The following is a 19,995-nucleotide window of genomic DNA, read 5'->3' on the forward strand; positions in this document are numbered from 1 at the left end:
GTCCGGGCGGTTCACGGGGTGCTCGGCCAGGTGCGGGCGCCCGTGGCCAGCGAGGGGTCCATCCGGCGCAGGACGGTGGCCACCACCTCGCGGCGGTGCGGGGTGAGGTAGAAGTGGTCGCCGGGGAAGACCCGCACCTCGGTACGGGCGGTGGTGAGGTCCGCCCAGCCGCCGGCCCGGTCGCGGCCGCGTGCCGCGCCGAGCTCGGGGTCGTCGGCGCCGGTCAGCACATGGACCGGGCAGCTCAGCGGTGGCCGGTCGGCCGGGCGGTGGGTCTCGATGATCCGGTAGTCGTGGCGTACGGCGGCAAGGACCAGGGCGCGCAGTCCGGGGTCGTCGAGGATCTCGCCGCTCGTGCCGCCGAGCCGGGTGAGTTCGGCGCCGAGCACGTCGTCGCTCTGGCGGTGCAGTTGTCCGGTGACGGCCGTGCCGGGGGCGGCGCGGCCGGAGGCGAAGAGCCGGCGCGGGGCGGGGGCGCCGCGGCGCCGGAGCTCGTGGGCCAGTTCCCAGGCCACGGCGGAGCCCATGCTGTGCCCGAAGAGGGCGTACGGCCGGTCGAGCAGCGGCAGCAGGGCGTCGGCCACCGCGGTCACCAGCTCGCCCATGCCGGTGATCCCCGGGTCCTCGACGCGCTCCTCGCGGGCCGGGTACTGAAGGGCGAGGAGTTCCACCTCGGGCGGCAGCAGCGCGGCCCAGGGCCGGTAGAAGGTCGCGCTGCCGCCCGCGTGCGGCAGACAGACCAGGGTGGCCCGGGACGTGGCGCCACCGCCGCTCCACCGTCTGATCCACGGGCTGTCCCCGCGGGCGGTGCGGACGGGGGCGGCCGGCGGGAGATGCGGGACGGCGGCGCTCACCAGGTCACCCTCAGTTCTTCCAGGCCGAAGGTGGCCGAGTCGTGCTTGACGACGACCTGGTCCCGCTCCCCCGCGAGGCGCAGCGTCGGGACGCGGCGCAGGAGCGTCTCCAGCGCGATCTCCAGTTCCAGCCGCGCCAGGTGCTGCCCGACGCACTGGTGCACGCCGAAGCCGAACGCCACGTGGTGGTTGTCCGTGCGGCGGAAGTCGACCCGCTCGGGGTGGTCGAACTGTTCGGGGTCGTGGTTGGCCCCGGCGAGGAGGGCGATGACCCCGTCGTCGGCGGGCACGGTCCGGCCGGACAGCTCGATGTCCTCGGCGGCGACGCGCAACGGGATGGAGTCGGCGACGGAGAGCACGCGCAGGAGTTCGTCGACGGCGGCCGGCATCAGGGAGGGGTCGCGGCGCAGTTCCTCCCGCAGGTCCGGGCGGTCCAGGAGGAGCAGGGTGCTCAGGGCGATCATGCTGGTGGTGGTCTCGCGGCCGGCGTTGATCGTGATGCCGAGTGTGGAGAGCAGTTGCTCCATCGTGACGTGGCCGGGGGCCAGTTGCTCGGTGACGAGCCTGGAGATCAGGTCGTCGCGGGGTTCGTCCCGCCGCTGGGCGACCAGTTCCGCGAGCAGTCCGAAGAGACCCCCGAGCGCCTCGGAGACCTGTGCGGCGGTGCTGTGGCGGGACCCGGAGATCCGGGTGACGTCCCGGAAGAACTCCAGGTTCTCCCGGGGGACGCCGAGCAGTTCGCAGATCACCGAGGTGGACACGGCGTTGGCGTACGCGGCGACGAAGTCCGTGGGGCCGCCGCCGGCGAGCATGGCGTCCAGGATCTCGTCCACGCGCGCCTGTACGGCGGGACGCATCGCCCGCACCCGGCGCACGGTGAACACCGGCAGCAGCATCCGCCGGTATCGGGTGTGCTCGGGCGCGTCGGTGCGGATGAAGGGCCTGAATTTCGCCCCGGCCTCCTGCTCCCCCTCGCCGAGGGCGGGGAAGTTGGGCCGGGTGATGTCCGCGCTGACGCGCGGGTCCGAGAGCAGTTCGCGCACGTCGTCGTACCGGCTCACCACCCAGGCCTCCCGCCCCGTGGGCAGGGTGACGCGGGCGACCGGGTCCTCGGTGCGCAGGGCGGCGTACTCCTCGGGCGCGGCGAAGGGGCAGCCGCGCCGCATCGGGAAGTCGCGGGGCGTGGGCGGGGGTGTGCTCATCGGTGGTCCTCGGTCTGAGTGGGGTGGGCAACGGGGGAAACGGGAGGAAGGGTGAGCGCGGCCAGTGGGGGTGCGCCGGGGCGGGTCGGCAGGGGGCGGGCGGTCAGGCCGGACTCGGCCTCCACGTCCTTCAGGCCGAAGGGGATCCAGCGGTAGGAGTCGTGCACCTCGCGCACCGGCTCCGTGGCGTCGTCGGCGTAGACGCGCCAGGTGGAGTGCAGGCGCATCGCGCCGTCCGCGTCGTCGGGGACGCCGCCGAACGACCACTCGTAGCGCTGCCTGCCCGCCGTGGCGGTCGCGAGCCGGGTCTCGGGGAGGACCAACGGCTCGTCGAAGCCCATGAGTTCGACGACCACGAGCCCGCCGGGGGCCAGCCGCCGGGTCAGCCGTCGCCACAGCAGGGCCCGGCCGTCGGCGTCGAGGTGGCCGAGGACCCCGCAGAGCAGGACAGCACTGACCCGGTCGGGAAGGTCCAGGTCAGGGGCCGCGTCCGCCGTGACCGTGACCCGGGAGCGCAGGTCCGGATCGCTGAACACCCGGCTGGTGAGCACGGCCCGCATGCCGACCGCCGGTTCGCAGGCGAGGATCTCCGCGTCCGGCCGGGCCCGGGCGACGGCCTCGGTCACCAGCCCGGTTCCGGCGCCGACGTCGACCACCGGCCCGCCGCTCAGGTCGGCGTCGGCGAGGAGCGCGGCGATCGCGGGGGCGCTCGCGGTCGCGGTGTGCTCGGCCGCGACGAGGTCGAAGAACTCCGCCGACGGCGTGTAGGACGCGGTGTCGGCGGGGGCGGGGGCGGGCCCGGTGGATGTGGGGACGGGAGACGGTTCCGGCACCGGGAACATGTCGCTGACCGCCAGGGGCCGCGGTGTGTCCGGCCGGACGATCTCCGGCGGTCCCAGCCGTGCCGCGAGGTCGGTCCAGACGCGGCACACGGCGAGGTCGTACTGGCCCGTGCGCAGCGCGTCCCCGCCCTGCTCGACGGCGTCACGCAATCCGTCCAGTGCCCTGCCGACGGCCTCGGGCCACAGGTCGGAGAAGACGGTGCGGAAGGGCACCGTGTCGCCGACGACGGACGTGGTCGCCAGCCCCAGGCGTCCGGTGCCCGGCCCGTCGAGGACGAGGCGCCGGCCGGCGTCCCGCCCGACGTGCAGCCGCGGGCTCCACAGGACGGGCCCGTGGGTGTCGGCCAGGGTGAGGACGCCGCCCTCGGTGCCGAGGGAGATCCGGTGCCAGTGCAGGGCGTGGTTGTCCCGGTCGGACGGGTCGAGCTGGTGGTGCACCCGCAGGGTGAGGGGCACGCCCGCGAACACGCCCTGGAGGGACCGGAAGGGCTGCGGCCCGATGTCGGCGGGCAGCGGCGCGGGGTCCGCGAACCGCCAGGGCCGCAGGGTGCCCAGTGTCCGTCCGAGGATGTCCACCAGGGGGTGCATCAGGTGCACCGGTGTGGCGGCGTCCACGAAGAGCGGCCGCTGCCGTGCGCGGAGCCTGCGGGCCGCGTCGGTGAAGGCGCGGACGGGGGTGACGTGCGGGTAGTGGGTGTTGAGGCGGTACCGCACTCCCCGGCGGCGGGCGTGCCGGTAGTTCTCCGTCAGCTCCGTGAGGTGGACGGGGTGTTCCTGGAGGACGTGGATGCCCCGGTCCATGAGCGCCCGGGCCAGGTCGGTGCCCTGCCCGCCCGATATGGACGAACTGACCGCCACGCAGGCGGCGTCGATGCCGTCCGGGAGGTCGTCGACGTCCGTGTAGTGCGGGACGCCCAGACGGCGGGCGTACGCACGGGAGGCGGCCGAGCCCCGGCTGAGGAGGCCGGCGAGCGTGTAACCGGGGCGCCCGCGGGCCGCCTCGGCGTAGAAGCGGCCGAAGTTGGTGCCGCAGACCAGAACGCGGAAGGGCGTCGGAGCAGCGCTCACAGCACACCCTCTTCCACCGGTGCGGCCTCGGCCGCCGTCCCCGTGAGCCGCAGCCCGGCGATCCCGTGGGAGCGCAGGTGCCGCACCACCGTGTCCGGGTCCAGTACGTCGCAGGCGAAGTGCACGCCGGGCGGTACGGCCCCGCGGAGCACGGCGTCCACCGCGAGCGCCCCCACGGCGGCGGTGAGCCGGTAGCTGCTGGCCGTGCGCAGCGTCAGTCCGGCCGTGGCCGGCCGTCCGGAGGCGGTGCCCGACAGGAGGAAGTCCATGACGTAGTAGGGGGTACGTCCGGCCAGGTCGAGGTCGGCGGCGAGGAGCAGCCGGTCCGCCAGTGCGGCCGGGTCCTCCCCGGCGGCCAGGCTCGCCGGCAGCCGGCCGAGCAGCGCCCGTACCGCGGGGCCGGGGTGGACGTTGTACCAGTCGAGCCGGTCCAGGCCCAGGGCGTGGGCGAGGCGTTCGCTCTCGCCGCTGAGGTAGGGCTGCACGGCCACCCGGCCGGGGAAGACGGCGTGTTCGGTGTCCTCGGCGGTGCGCAGGGCGCGGGGTACGCGCCGGCCGTCGCGGACGGCGGCGAGCGCCTCGCCGTAGGCCGCGCCGTCCGCGCCGCCGGAGGTGAGGGAGAGCATGAGGTCGCGGGCGACGGTCGGTGTGCAGCTCTCCAGGCCGCCGCAGTGCGCGGTCAGCGCGGAGACGGTGTCCAGGCCCTGCCCGGCGAGCCAGCGGGGCAGGAGGCTGGACAGGCCGGGCAGGGCGCCCGCCGACAGCACGACGGTGCGGCCGTCGCGGGCCGGGTCGCCGTCCTTCGACAGGTCCTCGGCGGCCGGGTCGTCCCCGGCCACGTCGACGCAGTGCGCGCCGGCGGCCAGTGCGGCCGAGGCGACGGTGGCGCGGAGCCGGTAGGTGGGGCCGGCGCAGTTGAGGACGATGTCGCAGCCCTCGGTGAAGGCGCGCAGGCCCTGCGGTGCGTCGGCGTCCGCCCAGACGGTCTCGTCGTGGCTGCCGGGTTCCTCCTGGGCCACCGCGCACAGGGCCGACGGGGTCCGCCCGCCGAGGCGGAGCCCGGTGTGCCCGAGTGCGCGCAGGGCGTGTACGGCGGCCCGGCCGACGGCCCCGGAGGCCCCCAGGACCCCGATCACGGGTGTGCTCATCGGGTGATCGCCCCCCGGGTCAGTTCGCCGAGGGTCTTGAGGATGCCGGGCGCGTGCTCGACGGAGAGGCAGCTGTAGTGGTCGCCGCCGATGTCCACGATGTCCAGGTCGCCCAGGGTGAGTTCCTCCCAGTAGGCGGTGACGGCGTCCTTGCTTCCGGGGAAGGGGTAGGCGCCGTCGTGCCGCAGGAAGGTGATGTCGCCGGCGTAGGGCTCGGCGGTGTAGCGGGTGATGGCGAAGACGCTCTGCCGGAAGGCGAGGAAGAGCCGTGTCATGTGGTCGGGTGCGTAGCTGCCGGCCGAGGGGGGCACCGCCTCGCACATCCGCGCGATGCGGGTGGCGCGGGGCACCTCGGCGAGGCGCCGGAAGCGGCCGGCCACGTCCTCGAACTCCGCGGGCAGCGCGGCGAGTCCGCCGTCCGGCAGGACACCGGGGCTCCCGGCGAGGACGGCGTCGGCCGCCGCGGCCACCCGGTACTGGTCGTCGGGGAAGCCGAGTGCGGCCGGGTCGATGCCCATCATGACGGCGAAGGAGTACTCGGCGAGCAGTTCGTCGTCGAGGCGGAAGCGGGGGCTGTGGCTGCTGATGACGGTGAGGCTCTCCACCTCGGCGCCGGACTCGGCCAGGTTGCGGGCCACCTCGGTGGCGATCAGTCCGCCCAGGCAGTAGCCGACGACGTGGAAGCGGCGGCGTCCGTCCGCGGTCAGGGCGCGCGCGTAGTCGGCCGCCAGTTGCTCGATGAGCCCGTCCGGCGGGGCGGCGAGGAAACCGCCCAGGTCCGGAACCTCCACGCCGACGACCTCGGCGAGGCCGGGCGAGCGGCGCCTGATCTCGGTGATCAGCGCCCGATAGGGCATGATCGTCGCGGTTCCGGCGTGCACGAGCACGGTGGTGGGCTCGTCGTCCGACCGGGCGCCGTGCAGGTGGATCACCGGGTCCGTGCGCACGGCGTCCGGCGCGGGCGCGTCCTGCGGGCCGGCCAGGCCGCGCAGGAACCCGGCGAGTCCGGCGACGGTGGGGCGGCGCAGCATGTGGCGCAGTACGACCTCCCACTCCAGGTCGGCCGCCCGCGGTACGCGTTCGCGCAGCCGGCCCACCATCCGGGCCACCAGGAGCGAGTCGCCGCCGAGATCGAAGAAGTCGTCGTCGCGGGTGACGTGGTCGACCGCGAGGAGTTCCGACCACAGGCCGGCCAGACTCTGCTCCAGTTCGTCGCGGGGCTGTTCGGCCACGACGGCCGGGGTGCTCTCGCGGGGCAGCCAGGTGGCGAGGCGGGCGCGGTCGGTCTTGCCGTTGGCCGTGCGGGGCAGGGCGTCGACGACCTGCCACACGGAGGGGAGCATGTACTCCGGGAGCCGGGTGGCCGCGGTGCGGGCCAGTTCCCCGGTCGGCACGTGGTGCCGGTCGTCCTTCATCGTGGCGAGGAACACTTCCTGTCCGGTGAGCGCGAGCGCGTCCTGCTTCCCGGGCAGCGAGGTGACGTCGGACGCGGTGTGCCGGGCGAGGAGTTCACGCCACTGCGTGTGGGTGAGGAAGGACTGGCCGGTGTGCTCCCGCACGTCGGTCCAGGTCCGGCCGGCGAGCTCCAGGAACTCCATGGAGACCAGCAGCGGCAGGTTCTGCTCGCGGGTGTTCTCCACGAAGACGAGCTGTCCGCCCGGCACGAGCAGTTCCCGCAGCCGTCCCACGGCCGCGTCCGCGTCGGCGGCGGCGTGCAGGGTGTTGGCGCAGACGACGACGTCGAAGGTGTTCGGCAGCAGGTGCTGGGTGCGCGGGTCCTCGTCGACGTCGAAGCGCTGGTAACGGACCCAGCCGTGGTCGGCGAAGCGTTCGCGGGCCTCGTTCAGGAAGAACGCGGAGGGGTCGGTGAACAGGTAGTCGACGCCGTACTCGGCGAGGACGGGCACCAGTTCGCCGGTGGTGCCGCCGACCCCGCCGCCCACCTCCAGTATCCGCAGCCGCTCCTCGCCGGTGTGGTGCGCGGCGAGCTCGCGCAGCGCGGCGACCACCGCGCGGTTGAGGTGCCGGATGGCGAGGTTGTCCCGGTAGGCGGCGTCGGCGGCGTCCGTCGCGGCGCCGGGGAAGAGCAGGTCCCGGATGCCCACGTCGCCGGCGAGCAGTTCGGGCAGCCGGTCGGCGCAGGTGCGCATCACGGTCAGCAGTTCGGTGCTCCAGCCGATCCGGTGCTCCAGGTCGGCGGCCCGCCGCCAGTGGTGCTCCGTGCCGGGGGCGGCGGGGGCGAGGCCCGTGTAGGTGTCGTCGGCGGGCCGGTGGGTGAGCCGGTCCCGGGCGGCGAGGGCGCGCAGCCAGCGCCGCAGGAGGTGCCGGTGGCGGGGGGTGGCGCGCAGTGCGGTGCCCACCTCGTCGGCGGTGCGGGCGGCACCGTCGTCGAAGACTCCGGAGCGGGTAAGGACGCGGGTCATCTCGGCGAGGGCCACCTCGTCGAGCGCGGTCAGGAACTCCCTCAGCCGCTCCTCGTCGACGGCCGCGGAGGCCTCCCGCACGGCGTCGGCGGCCGCCGCGCGCGCCTGTTCCGCGCCCGGTGCGGCCCGCTCGTCGCCGTCCCTGCGGGCGGTCTCCACGAAGGCGGCCAGGCGGCGGCCGCCCGCGGCCGAGTCGTCGACGACGACGGCGCCCGCCGCGACGGCCGGATGGGCCTGCACGGCGGCCTCCACCTCGGCGAGTTCGACGCGGTAGCCGCGGATCTTGATCTGGGCGTCCTCCCGGCCCAGGAACTCGATGGTGCCGTCGGGCAGGTAGCGGCCGAGGTCGCCGGTGCGGTAGAGCCGCTCCCCGGTGCCGGGGTGGGTGAGGAACCGCTCGGCGGTGCGGGTCTCGTCGCCGAGGTAGCCGAGGGCGACGCCCGCGCCGCCGATGTACAGCTCGCCCGGCACCCATTCGGGCCGCGGCCGCAGGTGTCCGTCGAGCACCTCGAAGGTCTGGTTGGTCAGCGGGGTGCCGTAGGGGATGCTCGGGCGGGCGGTGTCCACCTCGCCGATGGGGTGGGCGATGGACCAGATGGAGCCTTCGGTGGCGCCGCCGAGGGAGACGATCTCCAGTCCGGGCAGCAGGGCGCGGGCCTGGCCGGGCAGGGTGACCGGTATCCAGTCGCCGGAGATCAGCGCGAGCCGCAGCGTGCTGTCCCCGGTGGGGGGTTCGGAGCGGAGCCAGTCGCACAGCATGTGGAGCTGGCCGGGGACCGAGTTCCACACCGTGACGCCGAGGTCACGGACGAGTTCGGCCCAGTGGGAGGGGTCGCCGCGCCGGTCGGCGCGGGGCAGGACGAGGGTGGCGCCGACGGCGAGCGGCCCGAACAGGTCGTAGACGGACAGGTCGAAGCCGAGTCCGGCGATGCCGAGGACGCGGTCGCGGTCGGTGACCGCGTGGCGACGGTTGATGTCCTGGACGGTGTTGAGGGCGGCCCGGTGGCTGATCATGACGCCCTTGGGCGTGCCGGTGGAGCCGGAGGTGTAGATGACGTAGGCGAGGTCGTCGGGGTCGCGTCGGGGTGCGGCCGGAACGGGCGAGGCAGGGGTTTCGGCGAGGAGGTCGACGGCGAGGGCCGACACGGTCGCCGGGAGGTCGTCGGCCTCGGCGAGCCAGGACTGGGTGAGGACCGTGCGGACGCCCGCGTCGGCGAGGATGGTGTCCCGGCGGGCGGCGGGCTGGGCCGTGTCGACGGGCAGGTAGGCGCCGCCCGCCATGAGCGTGCCGAGGACGGCGACAATCTGTTCCCAGCCCTTGTCGGCCCAGATGGCGACGGGTTCCCCGGGCCGCAGTCCGCGGGCGGCCAGTGCCTCGGCGACCGCGCCGGCACGGTCGGTCAACTGCCGGTAGGTGAGCGCCGTTTCGGGTGTGCGGACGGCGAGGGCGTCGGGTGTGGCCCGGGCCCGGGCGAGCAGGGGTTCGTGGAGGAGGGCGTCCGGCAGCGGTCCGCCGGTCGCGTTGACCGCCCGTTGGCGGGCCGCCTGGTCCGCGGGGAGTGGGATGCCGGCCGGGGTGTCCCAGGCGGCCTCCCCGTCCTCGCCCTCGGCCGACAGCCGTCGTACGAGCGCCGTCCAGGCGTCGAACATGGCCTCGGCGACGCCGTGGGCGAGCGCGCCCTCCCGGATGTCCCAGGACAGGGCCAGCGCGTCGCCGCGGTGCATGACCTGGCAGTCGAGCCACACCTGCGGGGTCCGGGTGGCGGCGTGGGTCACCTCGGGGGGCACGCCCTCGGCGGTGCCGCCCGCGCCCAGGGCGCTGGTGAAGACGACCGGCATCAGGACCGGGGCGCCGGCCCGGCGGGAGAGCTCGGCGAGCACCTCGGAGCCGGTGAACAGCGGGTGCGTCAGGTCTTCGAGGAGCTGCTCCCCGAGGGCCGCCGTCCGCTCGGCGAAGGCGGCCGGGGTGTCGAGGTCGACGGCGAGGAGTTCGAGCGAGGTGAAGTCGCCGACGAGGCGGCCGATGTCCTCGTGCAGGCCGGGCCGGTCGACCGTGGGGACGTTGAGCGTGAACCGGCTGGTGCGCGACCAGCGGCCGACCGTCTCGGCGTAGGCGGTGAGCAGGGCCGTGGACACCGTCAGTCCGCGCCGGGCGGCACGCCCGGTGAACCGCTCCCGGTCGGCGGCGGGCAGCAGGACCTCCAGCCGGCGGAACGTCACCGCCTCGGTGGGCGTGCTGGTAGCGCTCCCGGAGGCGCTCACCGCGGCCTCCCAGGATTCGGCGAGGGGCAGTTCGGGGGCGGGCGGCAGGGTGTCGAGCCGTTCGGTCCAGTACGCGCGGTCGCGGGTGTGGCCGTCGGTGCCGGTCAGTGCGCGGCGGGCCAGGACGTAGTCGCGGAAGGTGATCCGCGGTGCCTCGGAGAGGGTGCCGCCGCCGTAGCGGTGCTGGAACTCGGCGAGCAGGAGGCGCAGGCTGGCGTGGTCGACGACGAGCATGTCGACGGCGAGGTGGAGCACGGCCCGCCCGGCGGTCCGGCTCACGTGGACGTCGAGGAGCGGCCACCGGTCGGTGGGGGCCTCGCGTGCGGACAGCCGGGCACGGGTGCGTGCCAGCTCCGCCTCGGCGTCGGCGGCCGGGAGCGCGGTCAGGTCGTCGGTGCCGACGGCGAGGTCGGGTACGTCGGGCAGGACCCGCTGGTGGCCGTCGTGGTGGATGACGGCGCGCAGCATGTCGTGCCGCCGGACCAGCTCCCGCCACACGGCGGTGACCCGGTCCACGTCGAGCTCCGGGTACTCCAGTTCGACGTAGGCGTGGCAGCCGACACCGCCGTAGGCGTAGGCGTCGGTGCGGCCGATGAGATAGGCGGCCTGGATGTCCGTCAGGGGGAAGGGGTCGTGGCGGCCGACGGGGTCGGCGCGCAGCGAGGGCTCATCGGCGGCCAGGTGGTCCAGGATGGCCGCCTTGTGTGTGCGCAGTTCGGCGCGGTGCGCGTCGGTGAGGCGGCCCTCGGGGGCCCGGAACCGCAGTTGTCCGTCGTCGGCCCACAGGATGACGCCCTCGTCGGCGTAACGGGCCAGCAGTTCGGCGATGTTCACAGCTCTCCGGTCTCGTAGGCGGTCTCGTGGGCCGCGAGCGTTCGGGTGATGTCCGCGGCGAGCGCGGCGATGGTCGGTGCGGCGAAGAAGCGGCGGACGGGCACGGTGGCGCCGAGGCGGCGTTCGATCGCCGTGAGCAGGCGCAGCGCGGAGAGGCTGTCGCCGCCGAGGGTGAAGAAGTTGGCGTGGCGGTCGGACACGGGTTCCGGCAGGTGCTCCCGCCAGAGCGCGGCGAGATCCGTCTCGGTGCCCTCGCGCGGGGGTTCGGCGCCGGCGGGCGCGGGGTCGGGGCCCGCCGTGTCCGTCAGGGCGTTGCGGTCGACCTTGCCGTTGGCGGTGAGCGGCAGGGCGGGCAGCAGCAGGACGCGGGACGGGACGGCGTAGGCGGGGACGCGGTCCGCGAGGTGGCCCAGGAGGTCCTCGACTGCCGGGGGTTCGGCGGCGTTGAGGGGTACGGCGAAGGCGGCCAGGCGCTTCGCGGTGCGCTCCCCCACGGCCACGACGGCGGCCCGGGCGAGGGCCGGGTGGGACTCCAGGGCGGCCTCGATCTCCCCCGCCTCGACACGGTGGCCGGCGATCTTGAGCTGGGTGTCGAGGCGGCCGAGGAACTCCAGCAGCCCGTCGCCGCGGAACCGGCCCAGGTCGCCCGTCCGGTACCAGCGCCGCCCGTCCCGTACGAGGAACTTCTCGGCGGTGCGGGCGGGATCGCCCAGATAGCCGCGGGCCAGTCCCGCGCCGCCGATCCACAGTTCGCCCGGGACCCAGTCGGGGCAGTCCCGCCCGGCCGGATCGACCACCCGGTAGTGCTGCCCGGTCAGGGGGCGGCCGTAGGGCACGGACGCCCACCGCGGGTCCACCTCGGTGACGGTGAGGGTGTTGGACCAGATGGCGGCCTCGGTCGCGCCGCCCATGGCGACGAACGCGCAGGGCCGTGCGGTGCGGGCGCGCAGTCGGCCGGGGAGGTCGAGGCCGATCCAGTCGCCGGAGACCAGCGCGGTGCGCAGCCCCCGCACGTGGGGAGCGCCCTGTTCATCGGCGTCGAGCAGGAGGTCGAGCAGGGCGGGGACGGTGTTCCACACGGTGACGCCGTACCGCTCCACCAGACCGGGCCAGCGGGCCGGTTCGCGGCGCTGGTCCTCGGTGGGGACGAGGAGGGAACCGCCCGCGGAGAGCAGGCCGAAGACGTCGTACACGGAGAGGTCGAAGTCCAGCGCGGACAGGGCGAGGACCCGGTCGTCCGGGCCGATGCCGTGCCGGGCGTTGATGTCCGCGACCGTGTTCCAGACGGCGGCGTGCGGGATCTCGACGCCCTTGGGCTCGCCCGTCGACCCGGAGGTGAAGATCACGTACGCGAGGGCCGAGGGGGACGTTCCGAGCGGCGCCGGCAGCGGCTCGTGGGTCTGCGTGGTGGGGAAGGGGAGGGCGCGGGGGCCCGTACCGTCCTGGTCGGGCCATTGTCCGACGACGATGCGGAACCGTGCCGTGGCGTGGACCCGCGCGAGCCGGGCGGCGGGCTGTCCGTGGCCGAGGGGGACGTAGGCGGCGCCCGCCGCGAGGACGCCCAGGACCGCCGCGATCTGCTCCGGGCCCTTGGGCAGGGTGACCGCGACCGGCTCGCCCGGCGCCACGCCCGCGTCGACGAGCGCGGCGGCGGTGCGCAGTGCCTGTGCGGCGAGGGTTCCGTAGCTCGTCTCCTCCCCCGCCGTCGTGACCAGGGCGGTGCGGTCGGGGCGGTCGGCCGCGCGGGCGAAGAAGGTCTCGTGCAGCGGGCGCGGGTCGGCCGGCTCCAGGGCGGCCTCCCGTGCGGCGGCGGCACGCCGGGCGCCCTGGGCGGCGGGCAACAGGTCGGGCAGCGGTGCCTCCCAGTCGCCGGTGACGAGGTGGCTCAGCAGGGCCGCGTGGGCGTCGAACATGGCGTCCACCACGCCCTCGGGGAACAGCTCCTCCACCGCGTCCCAGGTGACGACGAGGTTCCCGGACTCCTCGGTGACCTGGTTGTCCAGGCAGACCTGCGGGGACTGGGAGATGCCCCAGACCTTCTCGGGGAAGCCGGTGCCCGGGCCGGCCAGCGTGGCGTCGCCCACGCCGATGGCGCTGGTGAACACCACGGGCGCGGCGGCGTCCACGGTGCCCGTGCGGCGGCCGAACTCCCGCAGCAGCCAGTCGACCGGCACGTCGGTGTGGTCCAGGTCCGCCGCCTGACGGCGTTGCAGGGCGAGGGCCGCCGGGAGCCAGGCCGCGCCCTCGCGCCGGTGCCCGGCGAGGGAGAGGGTGGTGAAGTCGCCCAGTACCCGGTGGATGTGGGGGTGCGTGTCGCGCCGGTTGAAGAGGGTGAGCGTGACGGTGACGGCGTCGGTTCCGCTCCAGGCCTCCAGGACTTCCGCGTACAGGGCCAGCAGCACGGTGGAGGGTGTCAGGCCGTACCGGACCGCGCGCCGTTTCACCGCCCGCCAGTCCTCGGCGGGCAGGGTCAGCCGGCGGCGGGTGAAGACGGGCGCCTGGAGCGTGGCCGGATCCCGGTCGTGGGGCAGGGCGGGCGGGGGCGGCAGTTCGGCGAGCCGGTCCTGCCAGTGGGCGCGGGCCCGGGCCACCGACCCGGGGTCCGCGGGGAGACCGGTCAGGCAGTCGCGGAAGGTGATGTCGACGGGCGGCAGCCGGTGGTCCGGGTCGGCGTAGAGGGCGTTCAGTTCGGCGTAGAGGGTGGTGAGGGAGAGGGCGTCGAGGACGAGGTAGTCCAGGCCGATGCCGAGGCGGGTGCGCACCTCGCCGTCGTCGCCGTGGTGGCGTACGGCCCCGAGGGCGAACAGCGGCCACCGCGCGGGGTCGCGGACCTGCTGGGACAGGCGGGCGCGGAGGCCCGCCAGGGCCTCGGCCTCCGCTCCGGCGGGCGCGTCCTCCACCGGGACGCGCACCCGCGGGACCTCGGGCAGGACCCGCTGGTGCCCGTCCTCGACGACGGCCCGGAGCATGCCGTGCCGTCGCACGAGGGTGTTCCAGGCGTGCTCCAGCCGGTCCAGGTCGACGCCGGTGCCGTCGAACTCGGTGTAGTGCCAGGTGCCGACGCCACCGAGGGTGAAGCGGGGGTCGCGGCCGGTGTGGTAGGCGGCCTGGACGTCCGTCAGCGGGAAGGGCTCGTGGGCGCGGTCCGGGTCGGGGACGAGGACGGGCGGGGCGGGCTCCCGGTCGTCGGACGGGCGGGGGCGCAGCGTCGCGCAGAAGTCCTGGAGCACAGGGTGGGCGAACAGGTCGGCCACGCGGGCGTCCGGGAAGCCGGCGGCGCGCAGCCGGCCGATCAGGCGGGTCGCGATCAGGGAGTCCCCGCCCAGCAGGAAGAAGCCGCTCTCGCGCCCCACTTCGGCCCCGCCCAGCAGATCGGCCCACTCGGCCGCGACGGCGCTCTCCACCGGGCCGGCCGGGGCGGAGATGCGGGGCGCGGCACGGCCCGCGGCCTCGGTGAGTGTCCGGTGGACCGCCGCCCGGTCGAGCTTGCCGTTGGCGGTCAGCGGCAGCTCGTCGAGGACGAGGACGCGCTCGGGCACCATGTAGGCGGGCAGCCGCTCCGCCGCCCGGGCGCGTACGGCGTCGGGGTCGGGTGCCGCACCACGGGCGCGCACGGCGTCCGGGCCGGGTGTCTCTCCACGGGCGGGCGCGGTGTCCGGGCCCGGCGCGCGACCGCGCGCGGACACGGCCGCGGCCAGGTGCCGTACCGGGGTGTCGAGGACCGTGGCGACCGCGTGCAGCACGGCGGGGTCGTCCTCCAGCGCGGACTCGACCTCGCCGAGTTCGATGCGGTGGCCGCCGATCTTCACCTGGTGGTCGGCGCGGCCGAGGAACTCCAGCACGCCGTCGGGCCGATAGCGCGCCAGGTCGCCGCTGCGGTACCAGCGCTCGCCGTCGTGCTCCACGAAGCGTTCGGCGGTACGCCCGGGATCGGCCCGGTAGCCGTTGGCCACGCCGGGGCCGCCGATCCACAGCTCCCCGGGGACGAGGTCGGGGCAGTCGCGCCCGCGTCCGTCCACGACGCGGGCCCGCATGTTGCGCAGCGGCACCCCGTACGGCACGGACGTCCAGGCCGGGTCGGTCTCGGCCACCTCGAAGACCGTCGAGTGGACGGCCGCCTCCGTCATGCCGCCGAGTGCGACGAACCGGCAGCCGGGTACGAGGGCCCGGAGCCTGGCGGGCTGGTCGAGCCCGATCCAGTCCCCGCCGAGCAGGACCATGCGCAGGGAGTCCCCGAGCCCCGCGCCGTCCCGGGCGTCCTCGCCCGCGGCCATCAGCAGGTCGAGGAGCGCGGGCACGCACTGCACCAGCGTCACGCCGTGGGTGCGCACCAGTCGCGCCCAGTGGTGGGCGTCGCGGCGGTGCTCCTGCCCGACGGTGACGACCTGGCCGCCCAGGGAGAGCGGGGTGAAGATGTCCCAGGTGGCGAGGTCGAAGTCCAGGGCGGAGAGGGCGAGGGTACGGTCCTGGGGGCCGAGCCCGAGCTGCTCGGCCATCGCCTCGACGGTGTTGACGACCGCGCGGTGGGACACCTCGACGCCCTTGGGCAGCCCCGTCGAGCCGGACGTGAACAGGACGTAGGCGGGCAGGCCGGGGTCGGGCAGGACGACCGGGGCGGGCGCGGCCGTCGTCGCGTCCTCGACGAGGAGTACTGGGGCTGGGGCGGCGGTGTCCGCGCAGAGGTGGGCGTGCGCCCGGTCGGTGAGGACGGCGGAGGCGCCGGCCACGGAGTGGATGCGCGCCCGGCGCACGGCGGGCTGTTCCACGCCGACGGGGGCGTAGGCCGCGCCGGCCGCCAGGACGCCGAGGACCGCGGCGATCTGGCCGACGCCCTTGGGCAGGGTCACCGCGACGGTGTCGCCCTCGCGGACCCCGTGGTCGCGCAGCAGCGCGGCGATCCGCCGTGCCGCGCGGGCGAGTGCGCCGTAGGTGAGCGGGGTGCCGGTGGCGGGGAGGACCGCGGTGCGGTCCGGGTCGGTCTCGGCGCGCGCGAAGAAGCGGGTGTGCAGGGCGCGTTCCGGCACCGGGGCGGAGGGCGGGGCCGCCACCGCGCGCCGGGCGAGGACGCCGGGGGCGAGGAGGCCGTCCACCGGGCGGGACCAGGCGCCGGGGTCCGTGAGGAGGCGGCCGACGAGGCGCCGGTAGGCGTCGAACGCCGCGTCGGGCACCCCGGCCTCGAACACCCCCTCGCGCACGTCCCAGTTGAGGAGCAGTCCGCCGTCGAGCTCGGTGACCTGGGCGTCCAGGTACACCTGGGGGCCCTGCGAGATGATCCAGGAGGGTCGTCCGAAGGACTTCTGCACGTCCTGCTCGAAGATCTCGCCCAGCCCGATGGCGCTGGTGTAGACGATGGGCGCCAGTACCGGGCCGCCCTCGGCACGAGCGAGGTCGCGCAGCACCTCGACGCCCCCGTACGCGCCGTGGGAGATGCCCTCCTGGAGGCGTTCCTGGAGCCGGCGGGCCTGCTGATGGAAGGGCAGGGGTGCGTCCAGGTCCGCGTCGAGCAGCACCGAGCTGCTGAAGTCCCCCACCAAGTGGGCGACTTCGGGGCTGAACGGCTCCCGGTCGAACAGCGGCAGGTTGAGGAGGAACCGCCGGGTGTCACTCCAGGCGGCGACGACCTCGGCGAAGGCGGTGGCGAGGGCCGCGGCGGGGGTGAGTCCGTGCCGGCGGGCGGCCGTGAGCAGTGCCGCCTTGTCGTCGGGGCCGAGCCAGTGGTGGAGGCGGCGGGAGCGGGTGAGCGCGGTGTCGTCGGCGCCGACGGGGGTGAGCGGGTCGACGGTCGTCGGCAGCCGGGGGGCGCGCGGCAGCCGGTGCAGGCGCTCGCGCCACCAGGCGGCGTGCCGTTCGCGTTCGGCCGCGCGCCGGGCGTCGTGCTCCGCGAGGTAGTGGCGGTAGTCGAGGGTGAGCGCGGGCGGCGGGTCGTCGGGGCTCTCGTAGAAGCGTCGCAGGTCGGAGAGGAGGACGCGCAGGCTCAACGCGTCGCCGGCCATCATGTCCAGGCCGATCCGGAGCCGGGTGCGGCCGTCCGGGAGCAGGCACAGGGCGGCGCGGAAGACCTCGCCGGTGGCGAGGTCGGTGCGCGCGTGGGTGCCGCGTTCGCGCAGCGACTCCAGTACGGCGTCGGCCTCTTCGGGCGTGTGGGCGCGCAGGTCGTGGAGGATCAGCGGCGTGCCCGGCTCGCCGTGGCGCTGGCGTCCCTCGTCGTCGAAGACGGCCCGCAGCATGCCGTGCCGCCGCACCAGTTCGCGCAGGGCGGTGTCGAGCCGGGCCGGGTCGACGTCGTGGCCGTCGAGTTCGACGTAGAAGTGCGCGTCGACGCCGCCGAGCGGCTGCCCGTCCTGGCGTCCGATCCAGTAGGCGTGCTGCATCGTCGCCAGGGGGAAGGGGCCCGTCTCCGCCCGCGCCGAGGGGACGGGCCGCGCCGCGGCGGGCCCGGGGCCGCGCGGGGCGCGGGCGAGCAGGGCCGTCCATGCCGTGAGGGTCGGGACCCGGGCGAGGTCCTGGAAGGTGACCGTGCTGCCGGCGCGCCGCCAGGTGCCCGCCAGGGTCATCAGCACCAGTGAGTCGAGGCCGAGTTCGAAGAGGTCGCGGTCGCCGTCCAGGTCGCGCGGCGCCATGTCCAGCGCGTGTGCGACCGCCTCGCGCACCGCCGGCGCCGTGAGGGCCGGGCTGTCGCGGCTGCCGGGGTCACCTTCCGTCGCTGTCCGCGCCTTGACGACTGCTTCATCGCTCACTGCTGGGTGCCCTTCCTGGGATGCCGCACACGGCCTAGATAGAAATGATTATCATTTCCATGCGACACATCGTAGACACACGACGCGGCCCGGCGCCAGAGCCGGAAGCCGGGCAGATGAGAGGCGGAGACCCATGACGGACGCTCAACCGACCTGGCCGGAGGCGGAATCGGCGCGCTACCGGGCCGCCGGACACTGGCAGGGCGTGACCTTCGGCGCCCGTCTGCGGCAGGCGGGCACCGAGCACGCGGAGCGCGTCGCGGTGGTCGACGGCGACCGGCGCTGGACCTACACGGAGCTCGACGCGGAGGCCGACCGCGTCGCCGCCGGACTGCGCGGACTGGGCATCGGGCGGGGCGACCGGGTGGTGGTCCAGCTCCCCAACCGCGCCGAGTTCGTGCTCGTCTGGTTCGGGCTGCAACGGCTCGGCGCGGTGCCGGTGCACGCCATGCCCGGGCACCGGCGCCGGGAGATCGGCCACCTGGTACGGCTGTCGGGCGCCGTGGCCTGCGTGGTGCCCGACCGGCACGCCCGGTTCGACCACCGGGAACTGATGCGCGAGGTACGCGCGGAGCTGGGTCCGGACGGCTCGCTGCGCCACGTCGTCGTGGTCGGCGACCCGGGCCCGTACGAGGACGTCGTCGCCTTCGACGCGCTGCGGGCGAGCGGTGCGGACCCGGCCGGCCTCGACACCGGCTCCCCCGGTGTCGAGGCCGCCGACCCGGACCCCGGCACCCTCGCCCTCCTGCTGCTCTCCGGCGGCACCACGGGCCTGCCCAAGCTCATCCCGCGCACGCACGACGACTACGCCTACAACGCCCGCGCCTGCGCCGACGTCTGCGCACTCGGCACACACACCGTCTACCTGGCGGTCCTGCCCCTGGGCTTCAACTTCACCTTCGCCTGCCCCGGCGTGCTGGGCACCCTCATGGCCGGCGGAACCGTGGTGATCGCGCCGGACCCGAGCCCGCAGACGGCCTTCGCCCTCGTCGAGCGGGAGGGCGTGACCCTGACCTCCCTGACCCCGCCGCTCGTCCCGCACTGGACGGAGGAGGCGGCGTCCGGCTCCTGGGACCTCGGGAGCCTCGCGGTGGTGCAGGTCGGCGGGGCACGGCTGCCGGAGGACCACGCCCGCAGGCTCGGACCGGCGCTCGGCGCGCGCGTGCAACAGGTCTTCGGCATGGCGGAGGGGCTGATCAACCTCACCCGCCTCGACGACCCCGACGACCTCGTCCGCACCACCCAGGGCAGGCCCGCCTCACCGGACGACGAGGTACTCGTGGTGGACGCGGACGGCCGGCCGGTCCCGGACGGCACCCCGGGCGAGCTGCTCACCCGGGGCCCGTACACCCTGCGCGGCTACTACCGCGCCGAGGCGCACAACCGCACGGCCTTCACCCCGGACGGGTACTACCGCTCCGGCGACGTCGTGCGGCGGCTGCCGAGCGGGCACCTCGTCGTGGTGGGGCGGATCAAGGACCAGATCAACCGCGGCGGCGAGAAGATCCCCGCGGCAGAGGTGGAGGAGCAGTTGCTGACCCATCCGGCGATCACCGCGGCGGCCCTGGTCGGGGTGGAGGACGAACGGTGGGGCGAGCGGTCCGTGGCCTTCGTGGTCTGCCCGGGGGCGGCCCCCGGAACGCGGGAGGTCGCCGCCCACATCAGGGCGTGCGGACTGGCCGGACACAAGGCGCCGGACGAGGTCGTCCAGGTCCCCGCGCTTCCGCTCACCGCGGTGGGGAAGGTCGACAAGGCCGCGCTGGCCCGCACTCTCGAGCGGTGAGAGTCGGCCGCCGGCACATCGACGCGCCTTCGGCGACGGTCGGGGCCCGCGCCTGCCGCCGCTCGGCCCGGACCGCGCAAGTTCCCCCGCTGACGTCGAACCTGCGTGCCGCATCACGCATGCGGGGCCCCACGAGGTGAAGAGGAACGCCGACTTAAGAACACCTGTTCTTATGTAGTGTACTTTTGTTCCCATGGGCCCCGAGGAAGTGAACGAAGGACGAGAGGCGGCGGCCGGCGAGGGGCGGCGCACCCGTCGCCACGATCCGCGACGCAGGGATCGCGTGCTCGACGCCGCGCTGGACGTGCTCGTCGAGGACGGGGTCGCCGGAATCACGCACCGCAAGGTCGCCGCCCGGGCGGACGTGCCGCTGGGCTCGGTCACGTACCACTTCGCGAGCCTGACCGAGCTGTGCGCGCAGGCGTTCGCCCGGTACGTCGAACAGCGGAGCGCCGAGTACGAGGCGCTGTTCACCGGTGTCACCTCGCGCGAGGAACTGGTCGACGTCCTCGTGGAGCTGGTCACGGGTGTGCCGTCCCGCAGCCGCAGCGCGGTCCTCGGTTTCGAACTGCACCTGGCCGCGCTGCGCGATCCCGCGCTGCGCACACTGACCCAGGAGTGGACCAGGGCGAGCCGGGCCGTGCTGGCCCGCATCACCGGGCCCGGGACCGCCGCCCGCCTCGACGCCCTCCTGGAGGGAATGATCCTGCACACGCTGCTGTCCACGGAGGCGGAACCGCGTGCGCGGACCCGGGCAGCCATCGCGCAGACGCTCGGCCCCGCCCCCGGACCGGGTGCGTGAACGCCTCCGCCGGAGGCGCTCGCGCCCATGGGACGACGCA

8 protein-coding genes are annotated in these 19,995 nt (G+C 75.1%); 2 read left to right on the forward strand and 6 right to left on the reverse strand.

Translation table 11 applies throughout. From position 1 onward, the window contains the following. Positions 1-11: 11 nt before the first annotated feature. The 6 genes from OIE12_RS00870 to OIE12_RS00895 are packed head-to-tail and all read right to left on the reverse strand — an operon-like array spanning position 12 to position 17,370. The gene (locus OIE12_RS00870) at positions 12-854 is read right to left on the reverse strand and encodes a thioesterase II family protein (RefSeq protein ID WP_329130608.1); all 843 of its coding nucleotides are present in this window, start codon (positions 852-854) and stop codon (positions 12-14) included. Then, a complete protein-coding gene (locus OIE12_RS00875; protein WP_329130610.1) occupies positions 851-2,056 on the reverse strand; it encodes a cytochrome P450 in 1,206 nt (401 codons plus the stop codon). The genes OIE12_RS00870 and OIE12_RS00875 overlap by 4 nt, the downstream gene beginning before the upstream one ends. Further along, positions 2,053-3,966 carry a Gfo/Idh/MocA family oxidoreductase gene (locus OIE12_RS00880; RefSeq protein WP_329130612.1) on the reverse strand — a complete coding sequence of 638 codons (1,914 nt, stop codon included), beginning with the start codon at positions 3,964-3,966 and terminating at the stop codon, positions 2,053-2,055. The genes OIE12_RS00875 and OIE12_RS00880 overlap by 4 nt, the downstream gene beginning before the upstream one ends. After that, positions 3,963-5,114, reverse strand: a complete 1,152-nt coding sequence (locus OIE12_RS00885; protein WP_329130614.1) for a saccharopine dehydrogenase NADP-binding domain-containing protein — start codon at positions 5,112-5,114, stop codon at positions 3,963-3,965. The genes OIE12_RS00880 and OIE12_RS00885 overlap by 4 nt, the downstream gene beginning before the upstream one ends. Continuing rightward, the gene (locus OIE12_RS00890) at positions 5,111-10,633 is read right to left on the reverse strand and encodes a non-ribosomal peptide synthetase (protein WP_329130616.1); all 5,523 of its coding nucleotides are present in this window, start codon (positions 10,631-10,633) and stop codon (positions 5,111-5,113) included. Before OIE12_RS00890 ends, OIE12_RS00885 begins: the two co-directional genes overlap by 4 nt. Further along, complete coding sequence (locus OIE12_RS00895) at positions 10,630-17,370, reverse strand: non-ribosomal peptide synthetase (protein WP_329130617.1); 6,741 nt, start codon at positions 17,368-17,370, stop codon at positions 10,630-10,632. The genes OIE12_RS00890 and OIE12_RS00895 overlap by 4 nt, the downstream gene beginning before the upstream one ends. Positions 17,371-17,503: 133 nt before the next feature. On the opposite strand from OIE12_RS00895, the gene OIE12_RS00900 reads away from it, so the two are divergent. Both OIE12_RS00900 and OIE12_RS00905 read left to right on the forward strand, forming a co-directional pair. Then, entirely contained in the window at positions 17,504-19,153 is a 1,650-nt protein-coding gene (locus OIE12_RS00900; protein WP_329130619.1) for a (2,3-dihydroxybenzoyl)adenylate synthase, read from the forward strand. Positions 19,154-19,346: 193 nt separating this feature from the next. Next, entirely contained in the window at positions 19,347-19,955 is a 609-nt protein-coding gene (locus tag OIE12_RS00905; RefSeq protein WP_329130621.1) for a TetR/AcrR family transcriptional regulator, read from the forward strand. Positions 19,956-19,995: the final 40 nt, after the last annotated feature.

This window comes from Streptomyces sp. NBC_00670, from assembly GCF_036226765.1.
In the GTDB taxonomy this organism is placed as follows: domain Bacteria; phylum Actinomycetota; class Actinomycetes; order Streptomycetales; family Streptomycetaceae; genus Streptomyces.